This window comes from Paenibacillus thailandensis (assembly GCF_042685365.1).
GTDB classification, from domain to species: domain Bacteria; phylum Bacillota; class Bacilli; order Paenibacillales; family Paenibacillaceae; genus Paenibacillus_AP; species Paenibacillus_AP thailandensis.
Genome location: NZ_JBHUMY010000006.1, coordinates 371,209 through 391,222, shown reverse-complemented (window position 1 = coordinate 391,222; position 20,014 = coordinate 371,209). Strand labels below are relative to the sequence as shown.

17 protein-coding genes are annotated in these 20,014 nt (G+C 55.5%); 6 read left to right on the top strand and 11 right to left on the bottom strand.

The features are described from left to right. Positions 1-53: 53 nt before the first annotated feature. The 6 genes from ACFSW5_RS06680 to ACFSW5_RS06655 form a co-directional block, all read right to left on the bottom strand. Positions 54-2,039: a Na+/H+ antiporter gene (locus tag ACFSW5_RS06680; protein WP_379270625.1), complete on the bottom strand. Its 1,986-nt coding sequence runs from the start codon at positions 2,037-2,039 to the stop codon at positions 54-56. Positions 2,040-2,195: 156 nt separating this feature from the next. After that, the gene (locus ACFSW5_RS06675; protein ID WP_379270624.1) at positions 2,196-2,483 is read right to left on the bottom strand and encodes a hypothetical protein; all 288 of its coding nucleotides are present in this window, start codon (positions 2,481-2,483) and stop codon (positions 2,196-2,198) included. Beyond that, positions 2,480-3,841, bottom strand: a complete 1,362-nt coding sequence (locus ACFSW5_RS06670) for a glycoside hydrolase family 28 protein (protein ID WP_379270623.1) — start codon at positions 3,839-3,841, stop codon at positions 2,480-2,482. The genes ACFSW5_RS06675 and ACFSW5_RS06670 overlap by 4 nt, the downstream gene beginning before the upstream one ends. A 20-nt stretch (positions 3,842-3,861) precedes the next feature. After that, positions 3,862-4,980 (bottom strand): glycoside hydrolase family 88/105 protein, encoded by a 1,119-nt coding sequence (locus ACFSW5_RS06665; RefSeq protein ID WP_379270622.1) that lies wholly within the window; start codon positions 4,978-4,980, stop codon positions 3,862-3,864. A 75-nt stretch (positions 4,981-5,055) separates the two neighbouring features. After that, entirely contained in the window at positions 5,056-6,564 is a 1,509-nt protein-coding gene (locus ACFSW5_RS06660; protein ID WP_379270621.1) for an extracellular solute-binding protein, read from the bottom strand. A 108-nt stretch (positions 6,565-6,672) separates the two neighbouring features. After that, complete coding sequence (locus ACFSW5_RS06655) at positions 6,673-7,608, bottom strand: ABC transporter permease (protein ID WP_379271050.1); 936 nt, start codon at positions 7,606-7,608, stop codon at positions 6,673-6,675. Between the two features lie 320 nt (positions 7,609-7,928). On the opposite strand from ACFSW5_RS06655, the gene ACFSW5_RS06650 reads away from it, so the two are divergent. Further along, a complete protein-coding gene (locus ACFSW5_RS06650; RefSeq protein ID WP_379270620.1) occupies positions 7,929-8,813 on the top strand; it encodes a carbohydrate ABC transporter permease in 885 nt (294 codons plus the stop codon). Positions 8,814-8,955: 142 nt separating this feature from the next. On the opposite strand, the gene ACFSW5_RS06645 is transcribed toward ACFSW5_RS06650, so the two are convergent. Beyond that, complete coding sequence (locus ACFSW5_RS06645) at positions 8,956-11,205, bottom strand: AraC family transcriptional regulator (protein WP_379270619.1); 2,250 nt, start codon at positions 11,203-11,205, stop codon at positions 8,956-8,958. A gap of 399 nt (positions 11,206-11,604) precedes the next feature. Between ACFSW5_RS06645 and ACFSW5_RS06640 the strand changes: the two genes are divergently transcribed. From ACFSW5_RS06640 to ACFSW5_RS06620, 5 genes are all read left to right on the top strand, one after another. Continuing rightward, positions 11,605-12,933, top strand: coding sequence for a GH1 family beta-glucosidase (locus tag ACFSW5_RS06640; protein ID WP_379270618.1), 1,329 nt, complete (start codon positions 11,605-11,607; stop codon positions 12,931-12,933). 184 nt (positions 12,934-13,117) lie between these two features. Then, positions 13,118-14,017 (top strand): SDR family oxidoreductase, encoded by a 900-nt coding sequence (locus tag ACFSW5_RS06635; protein ID WP_379270617.1) that lies wholly within the window; start codon positions 13,118-13,120, stop codon positions 14,015-14,017. 401 nt (positions 14,018-14,418) lie between these two features. Beyond that, positions 14,419-15,684 (top strand): ABC transporter substrate-binding protein, encoded by a 1,266-nt coding sequence (locus tag ACFSW5_RS06630; RefSeq protein ID WP_379270616.1) that lies wholly within the window; start codon positions 14,419-14,421, stop codon positions 15,682-15,684. A gap of 71 nt (positions 15,685-15,755) precedes the next feature. Continuing rightward, positions 15,756-16,727, top strand: coding sequence for a carbohydrate ABC transporter permease (locus tag ACFSW5_RS06625; protein ID WP_379270615.1), 972 nt, complete (start codon positions 15,756-15,758; stop codon positions 16,725-16,727). A gap of 29 nt (positions 16,728-16,756) precedes the next feature. After that, the gene (locus ACFSW5_RS06620; RefSeq protein ID WP_379270614.1) at positions 16,757-17,584 is read left to right on the top strand and encodes a carbohydrate ABC transporter permease; all 828 of its coding nucleotides are present in this window, start codon (positions 16,757-16,759) and stop codon (positions 17,582-17,584) included. Positions 17,585-17,849: 265 nt separating this feature from the next. Here the strand turns inward: ACFSW5_RS06620 and ACFSW5_RS06615 are convergent, their stop codons facing one another. The 4 genes from ACFSW5_RS06615 to ACFSW5_RS06600 are packed head-to-tail and all read right to left on the bottom strand — an operon-like array spanning position 17,850 to position 20,011. Then, positions 17,850-18,092 (bottom strand): hypothetical protein, encoded by a 243-nt coding sequence (locus tag ACFSW5_RS06615; RefSeq protein ID WP_379270613.1) that lies wholly within the window; start codon positions 18,090-18,092, stop codon positions 17,850-17,852. 13 nt (positions 18,093-18,105) lie between these two features. Beyond that, positions 18,106-18,327, bottom strand: a complete 222-nt coding sequence (locus tag ACFSW5_RS06610; protein ID WP_379271048.1) for a cysteine-rich CWC family protein — start codon at positions 18,325-18,327, stop codon at positions 18,106-18,108. 2 nt (positions 18,328-18,329) lie between these two features. Continuing rightward, the gene (locus tag ACFSW5_RS06605) at positions 18,330-19,343 is read right to left on the bottom strand and encodes a sensor histidine kinase (protein WP_379270612.1); all 1,014 of its coding nucleotides are present in this window, start codon (positions 19,341-19,343) and stop codon (positions 18,330-18,332) included. Next, positions 19,340-20,011: a response regulator transcription factor gene (locus tag ACFSW5_RS06600; RefSeq protein WP_379270611.1), complete on the bottom strand. Its 672-nt coding sequence runs from the start codon at positions 20,009-20,011 to the stop codon at positions 19,340-19,342. Before ACFSW5_RS06600 ends, ACFSW5_RS06605 begins: the two co-directional genes overlap by 4 nt. Positions 20,012-20,014: the final 3 nt, after the last annotated feature.

Genomic DNA, 20,014 nt, shown 5'->3' with positions numbered 1-20,014 from the left:
TCCGCTTAGAACTTAGCCCGAATCGTCAATTCGCCGTAAAAACGCTTTTTCCTTTAGTGGGCGATCTCCGAATCGAACAAGCCGGCTTCCCGGTAATTGACCTCCAGCCGCAGCGTCCCCGCCAGGGTGCGGTCAATCTCGCGCCGCTCGAACATTTCTTGGATTTCATTGCGTTCGGCTTGCAGCGCCTTTAGTTCAAGCTCTCTGCGAAGCGCGTTATGTTTTTTGGCCATGTAGCCGGCTCCCGGCCTTCTGCCGCTCAACAGATGCTGCTCCATTTCCCGGTATCCGGCTATGACGGAGAGCACGGCGTCTTTGTTCCCCTCGTCCTTTAACGCTTTCAACGTCGCGACGGCTTCACGAATGGCCTCCAGACGCATTTCCTTATAAGGCTCCCAACCGGGATGCCCGGGCGTAAAGCGCTTCTTGGAAAACAACCTTCTTAACGCTCTCCGCACGATCAGCGCGATCAGCTTCAGATTCAGCCGGTTGGTCAAAAGAACTTCCGTCCGGTTAAGCGACTTATTGACTTTCAATGCGATATCCGGCGGTATGCGTTTGTCCGCCTCCCATCGCTCCACGGTTCTCCGTTCCGCTTGAATGCCCTCGAGCCGGAGCGTCACCGTTTTGCGCCAAGCTTCCTTCGATCTTGGATTCCCTTGCAATCTGGCGTACTGCATACGGCGATTGTATTCGGCGATCAGGTCGAACGCTTCCTCCTTGTTGTCATCCGTAATCTCTTCTCGCACCGAGCATAATCCGGCCTCCAGCGCCCGGATGCGCGCCTTGCGCTCCGCCGTTTCGCTCTTCCGCGCTTGTGCGGTCGTTTCGTTCGGATCGCGGGTCAGCGGCGGCAGCAGCACGCTGGCGAGAATGAGCGTAAGCAGAATAACGCCCGCGCATATAAAGAGAATCAGATTGCGCTCGGGGAATGGGCGCCCGCCGGCAAGCAGCATTGGGGTCGAAAATGCCGCGGCTAAGGTCAACGCCCCGCGGACGCCGGAGACGGCCGTAAGCAGCGCGGTCCGCGCATGCCTCTCGATGGCGAGCACCCATACGAAACGCAGCGCGATAAGGACGGCCGTAATAAGGAGAATATAACCGATCACCTGTCCGTTCCGATAATGCGGATCCTTCCATATATTCCCGACGACGTCCGGGATCTCGAGACCAAGCAGCACAAAAACCAAACCGTTCAACGAAAATAAAATGACCGACCACGTACTTTCGGATACGACGCGCAGCTTGATCGAAGCCGACTCCATCCGGTCCCGCTCGACCGCGTGCGTCACGCCGGCGGCCACTACGGCCAAAATGCCGGAAAAGTGGCACTCCTCCGCGGCCAAATAAATAATGAACGGCGTCAAAATAACGATCAGCATGTGCAGGGAAACGTCCTCAATGCCAAGCCGCCGCAGCGTTAGCCTCAGCCATATGACCGCAAAACCGAGCAAAGCGCCGATCAGCAGTCCGCCGACGGCAACGACGATGAAGCTGCCGATCGCTTCGGGCAGCGAAAAATAGCCGGTAACGGTGGCCGCAATCGCGAAGTTGAACGCAACCAGCCCGGACGCGTCGTTCATGAGCGCCTCCCCTTCCAAGAGGCGCATAATTTTGCGGGGAAGCTTCGCCCGGCCGGATAAGGAACCGACCGCGACCGCATCCGTGGGAGACAGAATCGCCGCCAAAGCAAAAGCGGCCGACAGCGGAATGGCGGGTATAAGCCAATGGATGAACGGACCTGCGACAAGGATCGTGGCGAATACAAGCCCAAGCGCAAGCAGCAATATCGGTACTCTCAGCCGCCACAGCTCGTTTCGCGGCGTCATTTTGCCGTCGTTAAAGAGCAGCGGCGCGATGAACAAGACGAGGAACAGCTCCGGATTCAAGGGCACGCGGTGGAAGACGGGGATATATGCCGCGGCAACGCCAAGCGCGATTTGAATAAGCGGCACCGGCACGAACGGCACAAAACGGTTTATGACATTCGAGATCCCGATAAGCATAAGCAGCATCAGTACCATAATCAACAATTCCATCCGGAAAATCAGCTCCTCTGCACGATAACGCTAGCATCCTGATTATTCCGGTATTATGGGATAACTGACGGCATGTCATACTTTGGCAAAAGAAAAATATCCCGAACCTTTCGAGAAGGATCGGGTTATGTCATGACAACTCGAATTTAATTCGACTTAGGAGAACGAGGGCGGCTGCAAATAAGCAGCGCCGCGAATAAGTTCGTTCCGCCCGTTCGCGTAATTGCCGCCGTGCGAATGGTTAAAGACGACAAGCGGATAAGGGCCTTCCCCTTCCATCGGCAATGCGACGCAGGCCGGAATTCGCTCCCCGTCCCATTCCAGCAGCAGCGTCTCCAGACGGTAGCCGTCATGCGCCTCTTCCGCGATTTTACGGGCGCCGACCTCTCCGGGCTCGGGCACATCGCCGAGCAGCACGGCAAGCAGATCGTCTTCCTTCCTCATCGTTTTTCCGCACCCGCTTCCCCCGGCGGCCTGGACGTTACCCGCTCGACTAGCCGCTCCGGTTTAATCGTATTTCGCGACTCGCAGCCCTGAAGCTCTACGCCTTCCCCGTTTTCGATGTAAAACGCCGGTCCTTCGTGGTTTTCAACCGTTACGTTTCGAAAACGGATATCGCGGGCGTTGCTGACGAAGAAGCCGCGGTTGTTCATATCCTCAAGCCCCGCCATCATATCGGGCTGCCCGGGGGTCGCGTCCTCCGCCATCGAAATATCGACGTTGTCGAACGTCACCTCCGAAATGTACTGCTCGGCCAATCCGTAAATGAATCCGGCTGCCGCATGAACGCGGCGCGCCGTAATGTCGGCGAAATGGACGCGGCGGAACCGCGGCGTCTCCTCCGTCACCGGATACGGGTTTTTGTCCCAAACGTATTTGTCTTTGCCTCGCGGCCCGCAGAAGTAATACAAATGAAGGATAAACGGGCAGATGACATCCTCCATAACGACGTTGCTGACCCGTATATCCTCGACCGTTCCGCCCCGCCCCCGCCGCGATTTCAAGCGGATGCCCCTGTCCGTCCGCTTGAATACGCAGTTTGAAATGACGACGTTGCGCACATCGCCGCTCATCTCGCTGCCGATGACGACGCCCCCGTGGCCGTGAACCATCGTGCAGTTCGTAACGGCGACGTTCTCGCACGGAATGCGCTCGGCCGTGTCTTCGGTTCCGGCCTTAATGGCGATGCAGTCGTCCCCGACGTCGATATGGCAATTGCTGATCCGCACGTTGGAACAAGACTCGGGATTGATGCCGTCCGTATTCGGCGAGTCGGCGGGATTATAGATCGAGACGTTGTCGACCGTCACGTCCCGGCAACGGATCGGGTTGACGGTCCAGCTGGGCGAATCGACGAGCGTCACGTCCTTCACGGTTACTCTCCGGCAGTCGTCGAAGCTGATTAGTTTCGGCCGCGGATACTTCAGCTCGTCCGGGCGGTTCCGCGCTTTGTCCCACCATGCCCGGCCGCTGCCGTCCAGCTTGCCGCTTCCCGTAACGGAGACGTTCGTAAGACCGCTGCCGTAAATGCAAGAAGCGTGCACCTCCCTCTTCACGCCTTCCCATCGCGACACGACGGCGGGGTAATGCTCCGGATCGTCGCTGAACATCAGGACGGCGCCGGGGCTTAATCGCAGCTCAATGTTGCTCTCCAGCCGGATCGATCCCGTACGGTAAACGCCGGAAGGGACATAGACGGTTCCGCCGCCTGCCGCCGCGGCCGCCTTAATCGCCGCCGTTATCGCATCGGTCGCAAGCGCGGAAGTGCGCGCGCCGTATTCGTCAATATTGAAAACCGACATCCGATTAATGCCTCCCCTTCTTAGGAACGCTTCAAGTTTTCGTACTCCGCGCAAGCTTGCAGGAACGCGCCGACTCCCTTCAGGTCGTTCGTCACGATCGGCTCGCTGATGTAGTAGGCGAACGTTCCGTCGCGGCGGGCCGCCCCGCCGAGGCCCGCAACCTGGCAGTTTTTGTTCAGGTTCACCCAGCCTTCCTTCGTTTCCGTAACGAATTCCTCGATAAGTCCCCGGAAAGCGCGGTCAAGCGTGTCGTTCCAAGCATCGCCCAGCAACCCGAGCCGGATGCCTTTGGCGATGGCGTAAGCGAACATGCTCGATGCGGAAGCCTCCAAATAATTGCCCTTGCGGCTTCCCTGGTCGAGCACCTGATACCAAACGCCCGTTTCGGCATCCTGCACGCGGCGCAAGGCGAACAGCGTTTCCGCGAAGATGCCCGCGAGCTTGCCGTAGTCCGCGTGCTCCCGCGGCAGCAGCTCCAGCGTGTCTGCAAGCGCCATGCAGAACCATCCGATCGACCTTCCCCAGAAATTCGGGGACAACCCGGTCTCGGGGTTGCACCAAGGCTGAACGCGCTTTTCGTCCCACGCATGGTAGAGCAGTCCCGTCGCTTTATCCCGGGTATGCCGCTCGCACACGATAAACTGCCTGGCGACGTCGTCCAGTCCTTGCCCGTTCTCGTACGCAAGCAAGCATTCCAGATAAAAAGGCGCTCCCATATACAAACCGTCCAGCCAGATTTGGTAAGGGTAAATTTGCTTATGCCAAAATGCTCCCTCGCTCGTCCGGGGATGGTTGTCCAGCTGGCTTCTCAGCAGCGCAGCCGCCTTCCGGTATTTGTCCTCGCCGGTTTCCTTGTGCAGCAGGAACAGCAGCTTGCCGTTATTGATATGGTCGATGTTGTATTCCTCGGGGGAGTAGCCGCGGATCGAACCGTCCTCCTGCACGAAATAATCGATATTATCCTTTATATACCGGAAATATTCCGCTTCCCCGGTCCGCTTCCACAGCAGCTCGAAACCCTTCAGCACAACCGCATAATCGTAAGACCACTTGCCCCCGTACCCTTTCCCTTCATATAGCCTTGGCGTCCGCTCCATGACGGAACGGGCCGTACGCTCGGCCCAGCTCGATTGCTTCATTGTTCGGCACTCTCCTTATACGTGAATGAACCTGCCCGCCGGGCAAACCGGCAGGCAGGCGAAAACGATCGGCGATTATTTGCCGTTGACCGCTTTATACGCCGCTTCGTACTCGGCGATGATTTGATCCCCGCCCGCCTTTCTCCAGCTCGCGACGGCGGCTTTAAATTCGTCGAGGCCGATTTTGCCCAGGATGTATTTGTACGTCGCGTCCGTAATCGTCTTCTGAAGCTCGGAGCCTTGCGAAGAATATGTCGGGGACTCCAAAGAAAACATCGGATTCAGAACCGCGTATTTCGCGTTTTCTTCGATCAGCCTGTCGGCTTCCACCTTCAAAGGATCGGCATCGTGAATTTGGTACCCGGTTTCCTTCGGACGGGATGCCGCAAACGGCTGAACCTCCTGCTGCCACAGGTCGGTATCTTTAATCGTCACCGCTTTGTCTGCGTCAACCGTATAATGAACCCCTTCGATGCCGTAAGTCATCAGCGTGTACACTTCCTCGGACATCAGATCGTTGACGAACTGGAGCAGGCGCTTCAATTCGGCTTCGTCCTTCACCTCCGATTTCGGGAAGGCGAGCAAGCCGCCGATGCCGTTGCCCGAAGACCAGATCGCGCGGTCGCTTTCGTTGCCGGTCGACGTAATGTCGTTCACCATGACGAGCTCCATGCCGTCCTGCACGCCTTTGGCCAGGTTCAGCAAGTTTTTGCTGTCGAACAGCGCCCCGACGTAAATGCCGGCCTTGCCTTGGGCAAAGTTCTGCTGCTGGTCCGTTTTCGCCGTAACGGCGAAGTCCTGATTAATGTAACCGCCTTCATAAAGCGCCTTCATATAATCCATCGTCTTGACGTAGCCTTCGTCTTCGAATTCCGGCGTTACTTTGCCGCTATCGTCGACGCTCCAATAGGACGGAGTGCCGAAGTACGAGCTAAGCGTCTTGAACGCGCCGAACACGAGATCGCTCCGGTCCATGAAACCGGTTGTGTCTTTCGCGCCGTTGCCGTCCGGATCTTGTTCGGTGAACGCCTTCGCCACCTCGAACAGCTCATCCGTCGTTTTCGGTACGGGAAGACCAACCTTGTCAAGCCAATCTTTCCGGATAATAACGCCGTTGCGGGCGATCTGCTTCTGGAACGGGATGCCGTACAGCTTCCCTTCGATCGAAGCCGATGTGCGCGTATCCTGTGAGATCGCTTTCAAGTTCGGGAATTCGTCGAGATACGGGCCGACTTCCCAGAAAACGCCGGCTTTCAGCGCGTTGCGGACGGACGAATTGTCCAGAATCGTAAGCGTCACGATGTCCGCAAGCGAATCGGAGGCCAGAGACGTGTTGATTCTTTCTTCCTTGGAAGCGTCGGGAATCCAGGAGAACTCGATGTCGGCTTTCGTAATTTCCTCGATTTTGTTCAGGACGGTGTCGGTCGGCGGCGACGCGGTGTGCAGAATATTCAGCCAACTGATTTTCGTTTTGCCGTCGGCGGATTCCCCGCTTTGGCCGGACGACGCCCCGCCGCCGCAAGCGCTTAATAGAAGGCTTGCCCCCAGCGCAAGCGAAGCCGCTTTTACCCAATTGCGTTTCATGTGCATTTCCCCTTTATTTTTATTCGATAAAATGGTATCTTCTTCCTCCGCGAGGAGCGGAAGATGAATTCAAATTTACACTTTCGCAGGCCTTGCGGGCGCGGCGTCTCAATAGACGCCGTCTTCGCCCATTTTTTTGGCCAGCTTGTTCGACAAGATGACGAGAATCAGACCGACAACGCCTTTGAACAGCCCTACCGTCGTGCTGAAGCTGAGCTGCCCGTTCTTAAGGCCGGCCGTATAGATGTACGTGTCGAAAATTTCGGCGACTTCGCGGTTCAGCGAGTTCAGCAGCAGATACATGTGCTCAAAGCCGAGGTCAAGCGTGCTGCCGATTTTCAGAATGAGCAGCGTAATGATAACGGGCCGGATCGCCGGCAGGGTGACGTGCCACGTTTTCCGCAGGCGGCTCGCCCCGTCCATCTCCGCCGCTTCGTAAAGCTGGGTGTCGACAACGGTGATCGCCGCCAAATAAATAATGGTGGACCAGCCGAGCTCCTTCCAGATGACTTGTCCGATGTAGACGGTGCGGAGCCACTCCGGCGACGTGAGAAAGCTGATCTTCTCCCCGCCCATTCTGGCGATAAGCTCGTTCAGGACGCCGCCGTCGACGTTCAGGAACACGTAAGTGATCGAAACGATGATTACCCAGGACATAAAGTGCGGAATGTAAATGATCGTTTGAATCGAGCTCTTGAACAGCTTGTGCCGCACCTCGTTCAGCATCAGGGACAAGATGATCGGCAGCGGGAAAAAAATAACGATGTTCAGAGCGAACAAAATAAGCGTGTTCCGCAGCAGCATCATAAAGGTCGGCTCCGTAAACAAGCGCTCGAAATGTTTGAACCCGACCCACGGGCTGCCCGAGACTCCGAGATAAGGCTGGTAATCCTGAAACGAGATGATGAGCCCGCCCATCGGCAAATACTTAAAGACGATAAAATAAATGAAGCCTGGCAAAATCATCAAATAAAGCAGCTTGTTTCGTTTGACGCTTGTCAATCGGTGCAATAAACGTTTCTTCTTCTCCGCTTTGGCGTTCATACTGATCGGAATCGCCGCGCTTTCTGCTTCCTTCACCGGCCGTTCAACCTCCTTGGTGCTTATCGTGTTCGAAGCCAGCTTATCGCGTTTCCGTCCGTTACGTATATAATCATTTGCTACGGCAAGCGGCCGAACCCTTTGCCGCTGCGGGCTTTGACGCGGCTGATGAGCATCATTCACGCTGATGATTATGAAGCGTTTGCCGCTCTTCCCGGGACGCCGAACCGCCTAACCGAACACCGTAGCGAAGGATTATATACGGAATCCGCTGCGCCTGATAAAGTGGCTATGTATATGACAACTAAGGGAGGAAATCGCCGATGTCCAAACCGGGATACAGGAAAGAATCGTTTGGCGGCCACGTTTTTAACGCAGTCAATTATGCGTTGCTGCTGCTCATTGCTCTCGTTTGCCTTTTGCCTTTCGTTAACGTGCTGGCGAGCTCGTTCGCTTCGACGCAGGAGGTCGTGGAGAAGAAATTCGTACTTTTCCCCACTACCTTTTCGCTTGACGCCTACCGGTACATTTTATCGACGCCTACGATATTTAAAGGATTGGCCGTGTCCGTCGGGACGACCCTCGCCGGGACAATCGTCAGCATGGCGCTAACCGCGCTGATGGCATACGGCCTGTCCCGCAAATACTTATACGGAAGAGACTTCATTAACTTCGTCGTCGTGTTCTCCATGCTGTTCAGCGGCGGCATGATTCCGACCTTTCTTGTGGTCAAGGCGGTCGGCCTGATCGATTCCTATTGGTCGCTCATTATTCCCGTCGCGATCAACGCATTCAATCTGATTATTATGCGGAACTTCTTCCAGGCGCTTCCCGAAGGGCTGGAAGAGTCGGCCAAGATTGACGGGTCCAACGATTTCGGCGTCTTTCTCAAAATTATGATGCCGCTTGCGCTGCCCTCCATCGCGACGCTTTCCCTTTTCTACGCCGTCGCGTATTGGAACACCTACATGAACGCCATCCTGTACATTACCAATTCCGCCAAATGGCCGCTTCAAGTGCTTCTGCGGCAAATCGTCATCGTATCGAGCGGCATGCAGGGCGAAAGCACGTCCGTTGACGTCATCCCGCCCGCCCAAACGATCAAGATGGCCGTTATCGTTATTGCGACGGTGCCGATGCTGATCGCCTACCCTTTCGTGCAGAAGCATTTCACGAAAGGGGCGCTGCTGGGCGCCGTCAAAGGCTGAGCCCGGCGGACAAGCTCGACCAGAAGAAAAGTAAACGAAAAAACCAAGCGGCCGCCGAGCGCGATAGCGCAGCATTAGCCCGCTTGGTTTTTTTGTGCTTGCAGCCGCCATGCGCCTTACGCTTCGCACAATGCGGAGCGCGCTACCGGTCCAGCATCGCTTTGCGGTATGCTCCCGGCGTGACATGCTCTTTTTTCCGGAAGGAACGGATGAAGTTTTGCGGGTTCTGGTAACGCAGCCGCTCCGCGATGTCTTTGATCGTCATGTCCGTCTCGGTCAGCCATTTTCTCGCGATGTCGAGCCGGTAATTCATCAAATAATCGCTGAAAGTCATCCCGTATTCCTTCTTGAAAATGCTGCTCAAATAATTCGGACTGTAATGAAGCCGTTCGCTGATCGATTCCAAAGACAGATCCCGGTCGAATTCGGCGCGGACGATGGACGCGATCTTGTCCGAGATCGACCGGAACTGCCGGTTCGTCTTCTCCTTCATGCTTCCGACCATAGGCTGTATGACTTCCTGGACAAGCATCCGCTCGATTTCTTCGGGATTCCGCGTATCGAGCAGCCGATGGTACAGCGTCGAGTGGTCGGGCGTCAGCAGCACGTCGGTTCCGATATGCTGCTCCAGCTGAATCAAATTATTTACGAACCGGATAAGCGTCACTTCGAAATTCATCGTGTTTTTGCCGTGCTTCATCACCTCGGCGAGAAACGGGTACAACGACCGGGATACCTCCAGCTCGTCGCCGAGCCGGATGGCGTCGAACAGCTTGGCTTCCAGCTCGGACGGGTAGCGCAAAGCCGCTCCCACGACAATGACCGTCGAAATGTCGTCATAGAAAATAATCGACTCCTTGCCCAGATGGAGCCGGTGATGCAGCGCTTGCTTGCCCATCTCGGCCGCTTCTTTGCTCAGGAGCAAGTCGTCGTACGTCCGGCTGATGCCGATGCTGACCGACAGCTTGGCCACTTCCCTCGCTTTATGAATCAACTGCTTCGCGTACCCGATCGTCTGCTTCCGGATGTCCGGCTCGCTTGCCTCCTCGCCGAACACGAGAATCGTGGCCTGGGTCCGTTCGTCCAGCAGGATCGGGAGCATCCGGCCGGACGGAGGTACGATCTCTCCCGCTATTTTGTTGACCGCGAGCAGCAGCACGTCGCGGTCCGACGCCTGCCGGTCGCCGTAATTGTCCAACTGGACAAGCAGGGCCGCGTATTGCGGACTGCCGGGCCAACGGTATCCGAAACGTTTCAGGCTGATGTCCGTTTCCTCCCGGGACAACCGCCCGCGCAGCAAGTTCTGGATAAATTGCGTTTCCAGCTTGGGCATTTCGGAGCGGAGGAAGCTTTCCATGCTCTCCTTCTCCGAGACGATCGAATCGATCGAGCGGATAATCCAATCCACCTCGTCCGAGGCGACCGGCTGATTGCCGTGCTGCAGCTTGCTCCGGATCTTCTGGATCGGCTCCGCGAAGCGGAGGGCAAGAACGTAAGCGGCCACGACCATAAGCAGAATAAGCAGAACGCCCATGACGATCAAGCCGATTCGCGTCGTTTTGAGCGCTTCGGTCACTTCCTGCCGGTCGAGCACCGTGACGTAAGTCCAGTTGTTGTACGAAGACGCGGCGTACACCGCGGTGATGTCTCCTCCGCTGTCTCCGTTCAGCTTCACCTCGCCCGTGCCGCCCGACAAGACCGCTTGCTCGCCGATCTGCTTAAGCTGGCTGTCTGTGAGGCCCGGTTCCCCGGACTCCGCCGCATACAGCAGCTCGCCCTGCTTGTTCAGGATGTACACGCGCATGCCCGCCTCCGACTGAAGCGTATGGTTTAACGCGCTTAAGGAGATGTCGGACAATGCAATCGCCTGCTTGTTTTTGGTGAATACGGGCAGCGTTTGGACGAAGCGGATGCCGTCTTCGGTTTTGACCCAGAACAAATCCTGGCTCTTTTGCTCGATATAGTTGTCGTAGAGAGCGCTTCGCTCCTCCTCGGTCAGCCGGGACAAGGAGCCGCCCGAAAGCTTCCAGTTCTTCTCCAGGCTGATGAGCGAATAACTGACGCCGCCGTCCAGTCCCATCGTCGCAATGTAGTTGAGCTGGGTGTTCAGCTCCCGGTAAGCTTCGAAGTCTCGCGGGGTTAACGGATTATGAATGATGTCGCTAAACGATTTGGTCGTGCTGTACGTGCTGAACGCATATTCGATCGTCTGGATTTTTTGTTCCAGCGTGTTGCGGATTTGGACGATTAACGACTGCTTGCCGTCGGCCACCCGCTCGACGACGGAATGAATGGTCGAGATATAAATATAGCTCCCGAAACTGACGACAAGTCCGACGCCGAGCACGAGAATCGGAATAAAGATGTTGTAGAACGTTTTGCTTCTCTTCATGACCGGGCCCCTTTAAGTTTGTTTCTGCTCGATTCTTTTTCTATTAACCTATGGAATGAAAAAATACCTTTACCGAAGTATTTCATGATGATCGGCCGCGTTTGAAGGCAGGCATTATCGCCAATAAGAATTTGTTCTTCCAGAATCTTTGGAAACTTGTCAATTCTTAAGTGGATAAAAACTATTATAACGCTTACATTGTTAATAGGACAACGAAAATGGACGGACGGTTCCCCTTTGCGATTGAACCGGCATACGGCAGGCGTAGCCTATATGGCAGCGGATCGGCCGGAAAGTCATTATTGTGCCAGAAGTAGAAAGAATAGTGATAGAGGATCGATGCCTTATTCTTTATACTGGGTTTTATTGAGATTTCCGAACATTGGAGGTTATATCGTCATGGCATTATTACGTTTTCCCGATACGTTCAAATGGGGCACGGCGACCGCCGCTTATCAAATAGAAGGAGCTTTCGACGAAGACGGGCGTCTGCCCAGCATCTGGGACACGTTCTCCAAGACGCCGGGCAAAGTGCTGCACGGACATACGGGCGACGTCGCTTGCGACAGTTACCACCGCGTAGACGAAGACGTCCGGCTGCTGAAGGAGCTTGGCGTCAAAATGTACCGCTTCTCCATCGCTTGGCCGCGCGTCGTTCCGCAAGGCAGAGGCGAAGCGAACGAGAAAGGCCTCACCTATTATGAAGAGCTCGTTGACAAGCTGCTGGCAAACGGCATCGAGCCGTTCGTCACGCTGTACCACTGGGATCTGCCGCAATCGCTGCAGGACGAAGGCGGCTGGGAGAATAGAGCGACGATCGACGCGTTTGTCGCGTATTGCGAAGCCGTATTCAACAAGCTGAACGGCAAAGTCAAGCATTGGATTACGCTCAACGAGCCTTGGTGCATCTCCATTCTGTCCAACTACTTCGGCGACCACGCGCCGGGCAAAAAAAATCTGCAGGCCGCGCTCGACGTCGCGCACCATATACTGGTAGCCCACGGCAAAACGGTTCGCCGCTTCCGCGAGCTTGGCATCGCCGGCGAAATCGGTTATGCGCCGAATACCGAATGGCGGGAGCCGTACAGCTCGAAAGCCGAAGACGTGCAGACGGCCGCGCTGCGCAACGCAGCCTTTAACGAGTGGTTCCTCTCCCCCGTCCTGAAGGGCGAATATCCGCAGCTTGCGGTGGACTGGTACGCTTCCAAGGGGGCCCATGTCAAAATCGTGCCGGGCGACATGGAGGTCATCAGCGAGAAAATCGACTTCCTCGGCATCAATTACTATACGGGCAGCCTCGTTCGCCACAATCCGGGCAACGACCTGTACGACAGCGAGGAAATCGGCTCCGGCTACGAGAAAACCGATTTCAACTGGAATATTTACGCAGACGGCTTCTATCACGTGTTGACCTGGATTACGAATACGTACGGACGGATTCCGATCTACATTACGGAGAACGGCGCATGCTACGACGAACCGGCGAACGATACGGAACGTTCGGCCTATTTGCACAAGCATATTATCGCTCTTCATCGCGCGCTTGAGTCCGGCGTCGATCTTCGCGGCTATATGGTATGGTCCCTTATGGACAATTTCGAATGGGCGTTCGGTTATACGAAACGGTTCGGCCTCGTCCACGTCGATTTTGAAACGCTCGAGCGCACGCCTAAAGCAAGCTATCGCTGGTACAAGCAGGTGATCGAGCAAGGCGGAATCGAAATCTAAGACGATCGCTGCGGCAAAAACGAAAAACATCCGCGCTCTTCGGCGAAGAGTGCGGATGTTTTTTTGCGTTTCGGATCGGAGTCCTCAATCGGCATAGCCGATTCGAGCGCGCGGAGACGGTTCGGAACACCAAAGGGCGCATGGGTGAATATCCTATACCATCATTGGATTAACGGAGGATCTTATGGTTCCAACTTACCCTTATTACGGCTACGAAACGAAATGCGAGCAAAAGCCCGTCACATTCCCGCCGCAGCATCAGAATGTACAGCCGGGCATGGAATACGCCATGCGGCCGCTGCCCATCTTCGATAACCCCGAATACCGCGGCAGCGGCAAGCTGAGAGGCAAAGTCGCGATTATTACGGGCGGCGACAGCGGCATCGGGCGAGCCGTCGCCGTCGGCTTTGCCAAGGAGGGCGCCGATGTCGCGATCGTTTACTTAAACGAGCGCGAGGATGCGGCATTGACCAAACGGGTCGTCGAATATTACGGGCGGAGGTGCCTGCCGATCGAAGGCGATTTGCGCCGGCCGGAATTTTCCGCGGATATCGTAAAGCAGACGCTCGGCCATTTCGGCAAGCTGGATATTTTGGTGCTGAACCAAGCCGTTCAATTCCCGGAGCAAAGCATTATGGACATCACCGACGAACAGCTGGAAAATACGTACCGGACGAATATTTTTCCGTTCTTTTATTTGACGAAGGCCGCTCTCCCCCATCTCAAGCCCGGCAGCTCGATTATCAGTACCTCGTCGGTCACCGCTTACGCCGGAGCTCCGCTGCTTGTCGATTATTCATCGACCAAAGGTGCCGTCGTATCCTTTACCCGGTCGCTGTCCCTCCAGCTCGTCGACAAAGGCATTCGCGTCAACGCGGTAGCGCCGGGACCGGTCTGGACGCCGCTCATCGTATCCACCTACCCTGCCGATTATGTCAAAACGTTTGGCCTCCAATCGCCGATGAAGCGGGCTGCTCAGCCGTTTGAGCTTGCGCCGACCTATATTTACTTGGCTTCCGACGATTCCTCGTACGTAACGGGTCAGGTGCTGCACGTAAACGGCGGGATCATCACGGAAACGTAGACGCTCAATTCGGGTGTAAACGGTTTGAAACGACGTCGTGGACGATTCCCCTTTGCTGATCAAGAACAGCCTTTTTGGATAAACGCAAAGAGCCGGGGCGTCGTTCGTTTGCGGAACATGGCCGCCCCTGCTCCGTCGACCGTAATGAAGTCGTTGCCGTGCCACGCCGTATCGCTGCGGTAAACCAACCCATGCAAGTAAATTAATACTTTCTAAATTTTGTCATTGGACAAGGACGAGTACGTCTCCGACTACCGTCTCATCTCTTGATGGTAATTCCGTCGCATGAGTTTGTATGCGCTTTCATATATAATAGACAAGGGTCAACTCTTGAACGTCTATACGGGCCCATTCGCTTGGACACCTGTTTCGAAAATCCATCACACAGGAGGGTTTTGCCGATGACAAGGTTCCGATTGCCGGTACTGTTGCTTTTAGCCGTTGTCGCCATTAGCGGATGCTCCTTTCCCGGCGCCGGCGAGAAGCCGTCCGACGAGAAAATTACGCTTACGCTATGGTACTGGAACCGCAGCTTGGACGACAGCATTATTGCCGAAGCGGAGCAGCGGTTTCCGAACATCAAGATCAATGCCCAGAAGGTCGGCGGCGATTTTAAATCGAAGCTGAAGACGACGCTTGCGGCGGGCTCGGGCGGGCCGGACATCGTAGCGCTTAACGACTGGGTTGCCGAGCTGTTTCCGAGCTCCTCGCATTTTTGGAACTTATACGAACTTGGCGCGTCGGATATCGAAGCGGAATATTTGGATTGGAAATGGAATCTCGGCGTGACGCCGGACGGCTATATGGTCGCCCTTCCGATCGACACCGGACCGACGGCTCTCTATTACCGCGCGGACTTGTTCGAACAGGCCGGACTCCCGACCGATCCGGAAGAAGTATCGAAGCTGATGGGCACGTGGGAAAGTTACCTGGAGACTGGAAAGCAATTGCAGGACAAACTGGACGGCGTATACCTTACGGACAATATCGTATCCGTCTACACGCAGGTCACCGCGCAAAACGAACGGATCTACTTCGAGAAGGACGGCACGTTCATCGGAGACGATCCGGCCCGCTCGCCTGTCAAGAAAGCTTGGGATACGGCGGTTCAAGCGCATAATATGGGGCTGCTCGCGAATGCGGCGCAATGGACGCCGGAATGGAACGCTTCCATGAATAACGGCAAAATCTCCAGCTTCGTCGGAGCGGTCTGGTACAAAGAAGTATTGATGGACGCCGCGCCGGATACGGCGGGCAAATGGCGGGTCGCGAGCGCCCCGTCGGGCGCCGGCAACAACGGCGGTTCCTTTCTGGCCATCCTGAAAAACAGCAAGCACCCGCAGGAGGCATACGATTTTATCTCTTGGCTTCTGAATCCCGACAATCAGCTGAGGAGCTTCAAAAACATGAACCTTTACCCGTCGGCCGTCAAGGCGCTCGAAAGCCCGGAGATGCTGTCCGAAGAACCGTTCTTCGGCGGCCAGGTAACGGGTGAAATATTCGGGGAGGCCGCCATGCAGGTTAAGCCTCTTTATTTGGGAGTCAGGCACCAATCCGTGCACGGCATCGTGACGCGGGAACTGGAATCGGTCGCCCTTCAGGGCAAAAATCCCGATAAAGCCTGGGACGACGCCATGTCGCGCATCCGGAAGGAGCTTCTTCGCTAATCGCGGCTAATCGCGGAAGCATACCACGAACCCGTTAACCGACAGGGTACGGGCATAAGGAGGTTATCGCCATGCCACAATTTCAAGCCGGCCGTCCGGTTTCCGGCGTTTCGCCGGACCGCCGCCTCGCGGAAGGAACGGCGCGCAAAACCCGATTACTCTCCGAAATCTGGAAACACCGCAAACAATATTTGGCGATCTCGCCGTTTTACATTATTTTTGCCGTATTCGGCCTCTTTCCGATCGTTTTCTCTTTTTATCTGTCGTTCCAGAGATGGGACGGCATCGGCGAGATGAGCTTTAACGGTTTGAATAATTACCGGTTTATGCTGCTGGATCCCGAATTCTGGAAAGCGGTTAAAAACACGTTTCTGATTTGGTTTTATTCGACGATCCCGATGCTGTTCCTGGCGCTGCTGGTCGCTTTCCTGCTCAACTCGGCTTTCGTCAAGTTCCGCACGCTGTTCCGCATCGGCTACTTCCTGCCGAACGTCACGTCGCTCGTCGCGGTCTCGATTATTTTCAGCACGCTCTTCGCCAACAATTTCGGCCTGCTCAACTATTTATTGACGTCGGCGGGTCTTGATCCTGTTCAATGGCTGAATAAAACATGGGGCATCCAGATCGCCGTATCGGCGATGGTGATATGGCGATGGGCAGGCTATAATTCCATCATTTATTTGGCGGGCTTGCAAAGCATTCCGACTGCGTTGTACGAAGCGGCCCGCATCGACGGAGCTTCGACCTTGCAGACCTTCTTCCGGATCACAATTCCGCTGCTGCGGCCGGTTATTCTTTTTACGGTCATCACTTCGACCATCGGAGGCATGCAGCTGTTCACGGAGCCGCAAATACTGGTCGGCAATAACGGCGGAGCCGGAGGAGGCGGCCTGACGCTTGTGCTGTACTTGTACCGCGAAGCGTTCGTCAACAATTATTTCGGCTACGGCGCGGCGGTCGGCTGGGGCATGTTCATTTTGATCGCCTTGTTTTCGATGGTGAACTGGAAAATGATGCAGGACCGCTCGGATCGTAACGGATAACGGAATACGGGTGAAAGGTGGGGAAAAAGATGATCGTCAATCGTTGGAAATCCGCAGCCGTCCATGCCGGGCTTGTGATCGGTCTGCTCTTGTCGGTATTCCCATTCTACTGGCTGGCCGTCATGGCCACCCGAACGACATCCGACATCTACAGCTTTCCTCCCAAGCTGTGGTTCGGCGGCGAGCTTGGCCGCAACGTCAGCCGGGTCATGGAAGGGATCGACTTCTGGGGAGCGTTCCTGAACACGTTGTTCGTGGCCACCGTCGTAACGCTGCTTGTGTTGTTCTTCGATTCTCTCGCCGGCGTGACCTTTGCCAAATTCCAGTTCCCCGGCAGCGGTTGGCTGTTTATTGTCCTGCTTGCCACGATGATGGCGCCTTCGCAGCTGTCGCTCGTCCCTTCATTCGTCATAATGGCGAAGCTCGGATGGGTCGGCTCGTTTAAAGCGCTGATCGTTCCCGGCATGGTGAACGCGTTCGGCATATTCTGGATCCGGCAATACGCGAAGGAGTCGATTCCATCGGAGCTGCTCGAAGCCGGCCGCATGGACGGATGCGGATTTTTCCGCCTCTATTGGAACGTGAGCCTGCCGATTCTTCGCCCGGCGCTTTCCTTTCTCGGCGCGTTCACCTTTATCGGCGTCTGGAACGATTATTTGTGGCCGCTCATCGTGCTGACCGACGCAAGCAAATTTACGCTTCAGGTGGCCCTGTCTTCCTTGAACGGCATCTACCAGACCGATTATGCGATGGTGATCGCCGGCGCGCTGCTTGCCGTCATCCCTCTGATTGTCTTCTTTCTCTTCGTCAGCCGCCAGTTCATTTCCGATATCGCGGCGGGCGCGATCAAGAGCTGAGCGCAACTTTGGCGCTGTCTTCGTCCATGTGGTGCAAAATTGCACCACATGGCGCGTTTTGGCGCCATCTCTGCGTCCATAGGGTGCATTTTTGCACCTCGTACGGCGCCTTGGCGCCATTTTCGCGCGCATGGGGGTGCACTTTTACCTCTTATTAGGGCGCATTTGCCACTCCTTCAACCGATCAGCGAAAACATGCTTCGCGAGCTCCTTCGATAGGGTGGTGAACCTCCCGATCTGCCCTCGCAATTCTTAAGGGAGCTTATCATTTAAAAACGGAAATACCGATGACTGCAAGCGCGCATGCGATCATAAAGATCGTAACGGCGTATCCGAAAATCCGTAACGGGCGGGGAAGCCGCTCATACTTTACGGGTCTCGGAGGACCTCCGCCTTCAATCCGTTGAATCGGCAGCAATTCTTCGCTTACGGTAACCTGTTCGTTAAAGGCTTTGTTCTCGGCTGGCTGCGATTCGTGCGTATGCTTGCCGTCCGAACGATATGTCACAATCGTACCTCCTTTAGGTTTCGGTTCGCAGCTCTCCCCGCTTGAAGGCGGCCAGGCAATCCGGGCAGATGCAAGCCTGGCCGCGCTTCTCGTCCGGAATCAGACTGAATATTTCCTTCGGAAAGCCCGCCGTATAACACCAGCAAGCAGCGTCCGGCCTCGCCTCCGGATTGCCGCAGCGTCCGGACTGTCCGCATAACGGACAAGGCATCGCCGCAGCCCTTCCTTCTTCCATCGTCAATCGCTCCCCTCCTCCCGTTTCGGCGCTCTCCCGACAGTTGCCGCGTACAAATCGTGATGCTTCGGAAAATGAATGACGAACTCCGTATATTCCCCCGCGATCGAACTGCACGTCAAATAATGGCCCAGCTTATTGGCAAGCTGCTGCGCCAAATAGAGCCCCATGCCGGTCGATTTCATATGGGTTCGCCCGTTCGTTCCCGTAAAGCCCCGGTTGAATACGCGCGGCAAATCTTTGCTTTCGATTCCGATGCCGTTATCGCGGACGATCAGCAGCTTCTCTTTGGCCGATTCGCGTGTCTCGATCGTAATTTTGCCGCCCGGCTCCGTATACTTCAAACTGTTAGTAATCAATTGATTCACAATAAAACGGAGCCATTTCGAATCGCTTTGCACCGTCAGCGGCTTCGTATCGACCTCCGCCTTCAGCTTCTTCGCGATGAACGTGCGTGCGTGCTCCTTGACGGCGCGCTTCGCCAGCGCGTCCAGATCGCAGCCATGCAATTCGTAATCTTGATTAAAGCTGTCCAGCTTTCCGTAATACAAAGCCTGATCGACGTAATGCTCGATCTTCTCGAGCTCCTCGGCCAGACTGTCCTTGTCCACGGAAGTTTGCTGCATGAGCCGCAATACGGATATCGGCGTCTTGATTTCGTGAAACCACGAAATAATAAAATCATGGTGTTCCCGCTGCTTGAACCTCGCCTCGTTAAGCGTGTGAATATGCGCTTTGCGCATGAGCTCCATCGCTTCCAAATAAGCGGCCGACTCGAGCGACAGCGGCTCGGCGTCGTCTGAGTCGATGCGGCGTATCGCGCTTAAGCTTTTGAAATAGCGGTAAACGAAGAAAGCCCCGGCCACAAACGCCAGCAAAGCCAAAGCGTAAAGAAAGGTGCTCCAGTGCCAGTCCATCGTCGGGTCCGTCAAATAGACAAGCGACGCCACGATAAAGCATGCCGCAACAAGCCCGATATAGGGCAGCTCGTATTTTAGAAACCGCCAGAAGCTCATTCGACGATATACCCCATCCCTTTGCGCGTGACGATAAAATCTTCGAGGCCCAGCTGCGCCAGCTTGCGCCGAAGCCGGTTGACGTTGACGGTCAGCGTATTGTCGTCCACGAACTGATCGTCGTTCCACAGCGCCTGCATCAGCTGCTCTCTCGCCACGATCGAGCCGACGCTGCGCATCAGCGCCTGCATAACGATAAACTCGTTCCTGCTCAGCTCCAACGTCTGCTCTCCGAATTGAACGGTCGAATTGGACAAGTGAAGCGACAAGCCGCGATGCGAAAGCTGACGGGAGTTTACCTGATACGTATAATTGCGGCGCAGCAGGGCGTTTATTTTCGCGACGAGCACATCCAGCTCGAACGGCTTCTGAACGTAGTCGTCCCCTCCCATGTTAATCGCCATAATGACGTCCATGTTCTGATCGCGGGAGGACAAGAACAAGATCGGCACCTTGGATTCGCCCCGGATTTGCTGGCACCAATAAAAGCCGTCCCGCACCGGCAGGTTAATATCCATAACGACGAGGTGAGGCTGAACGGCATGGAACGTCTCCAGAACCGTGCCGAAATCCGTTACTTCCGATACGGCAAACTGCCATTTGCGCAGCGTATCCGCGACGATCGCCCGTATTTTCTCGTCATCCTCAACCAATAAAATGTGAAACAAAAG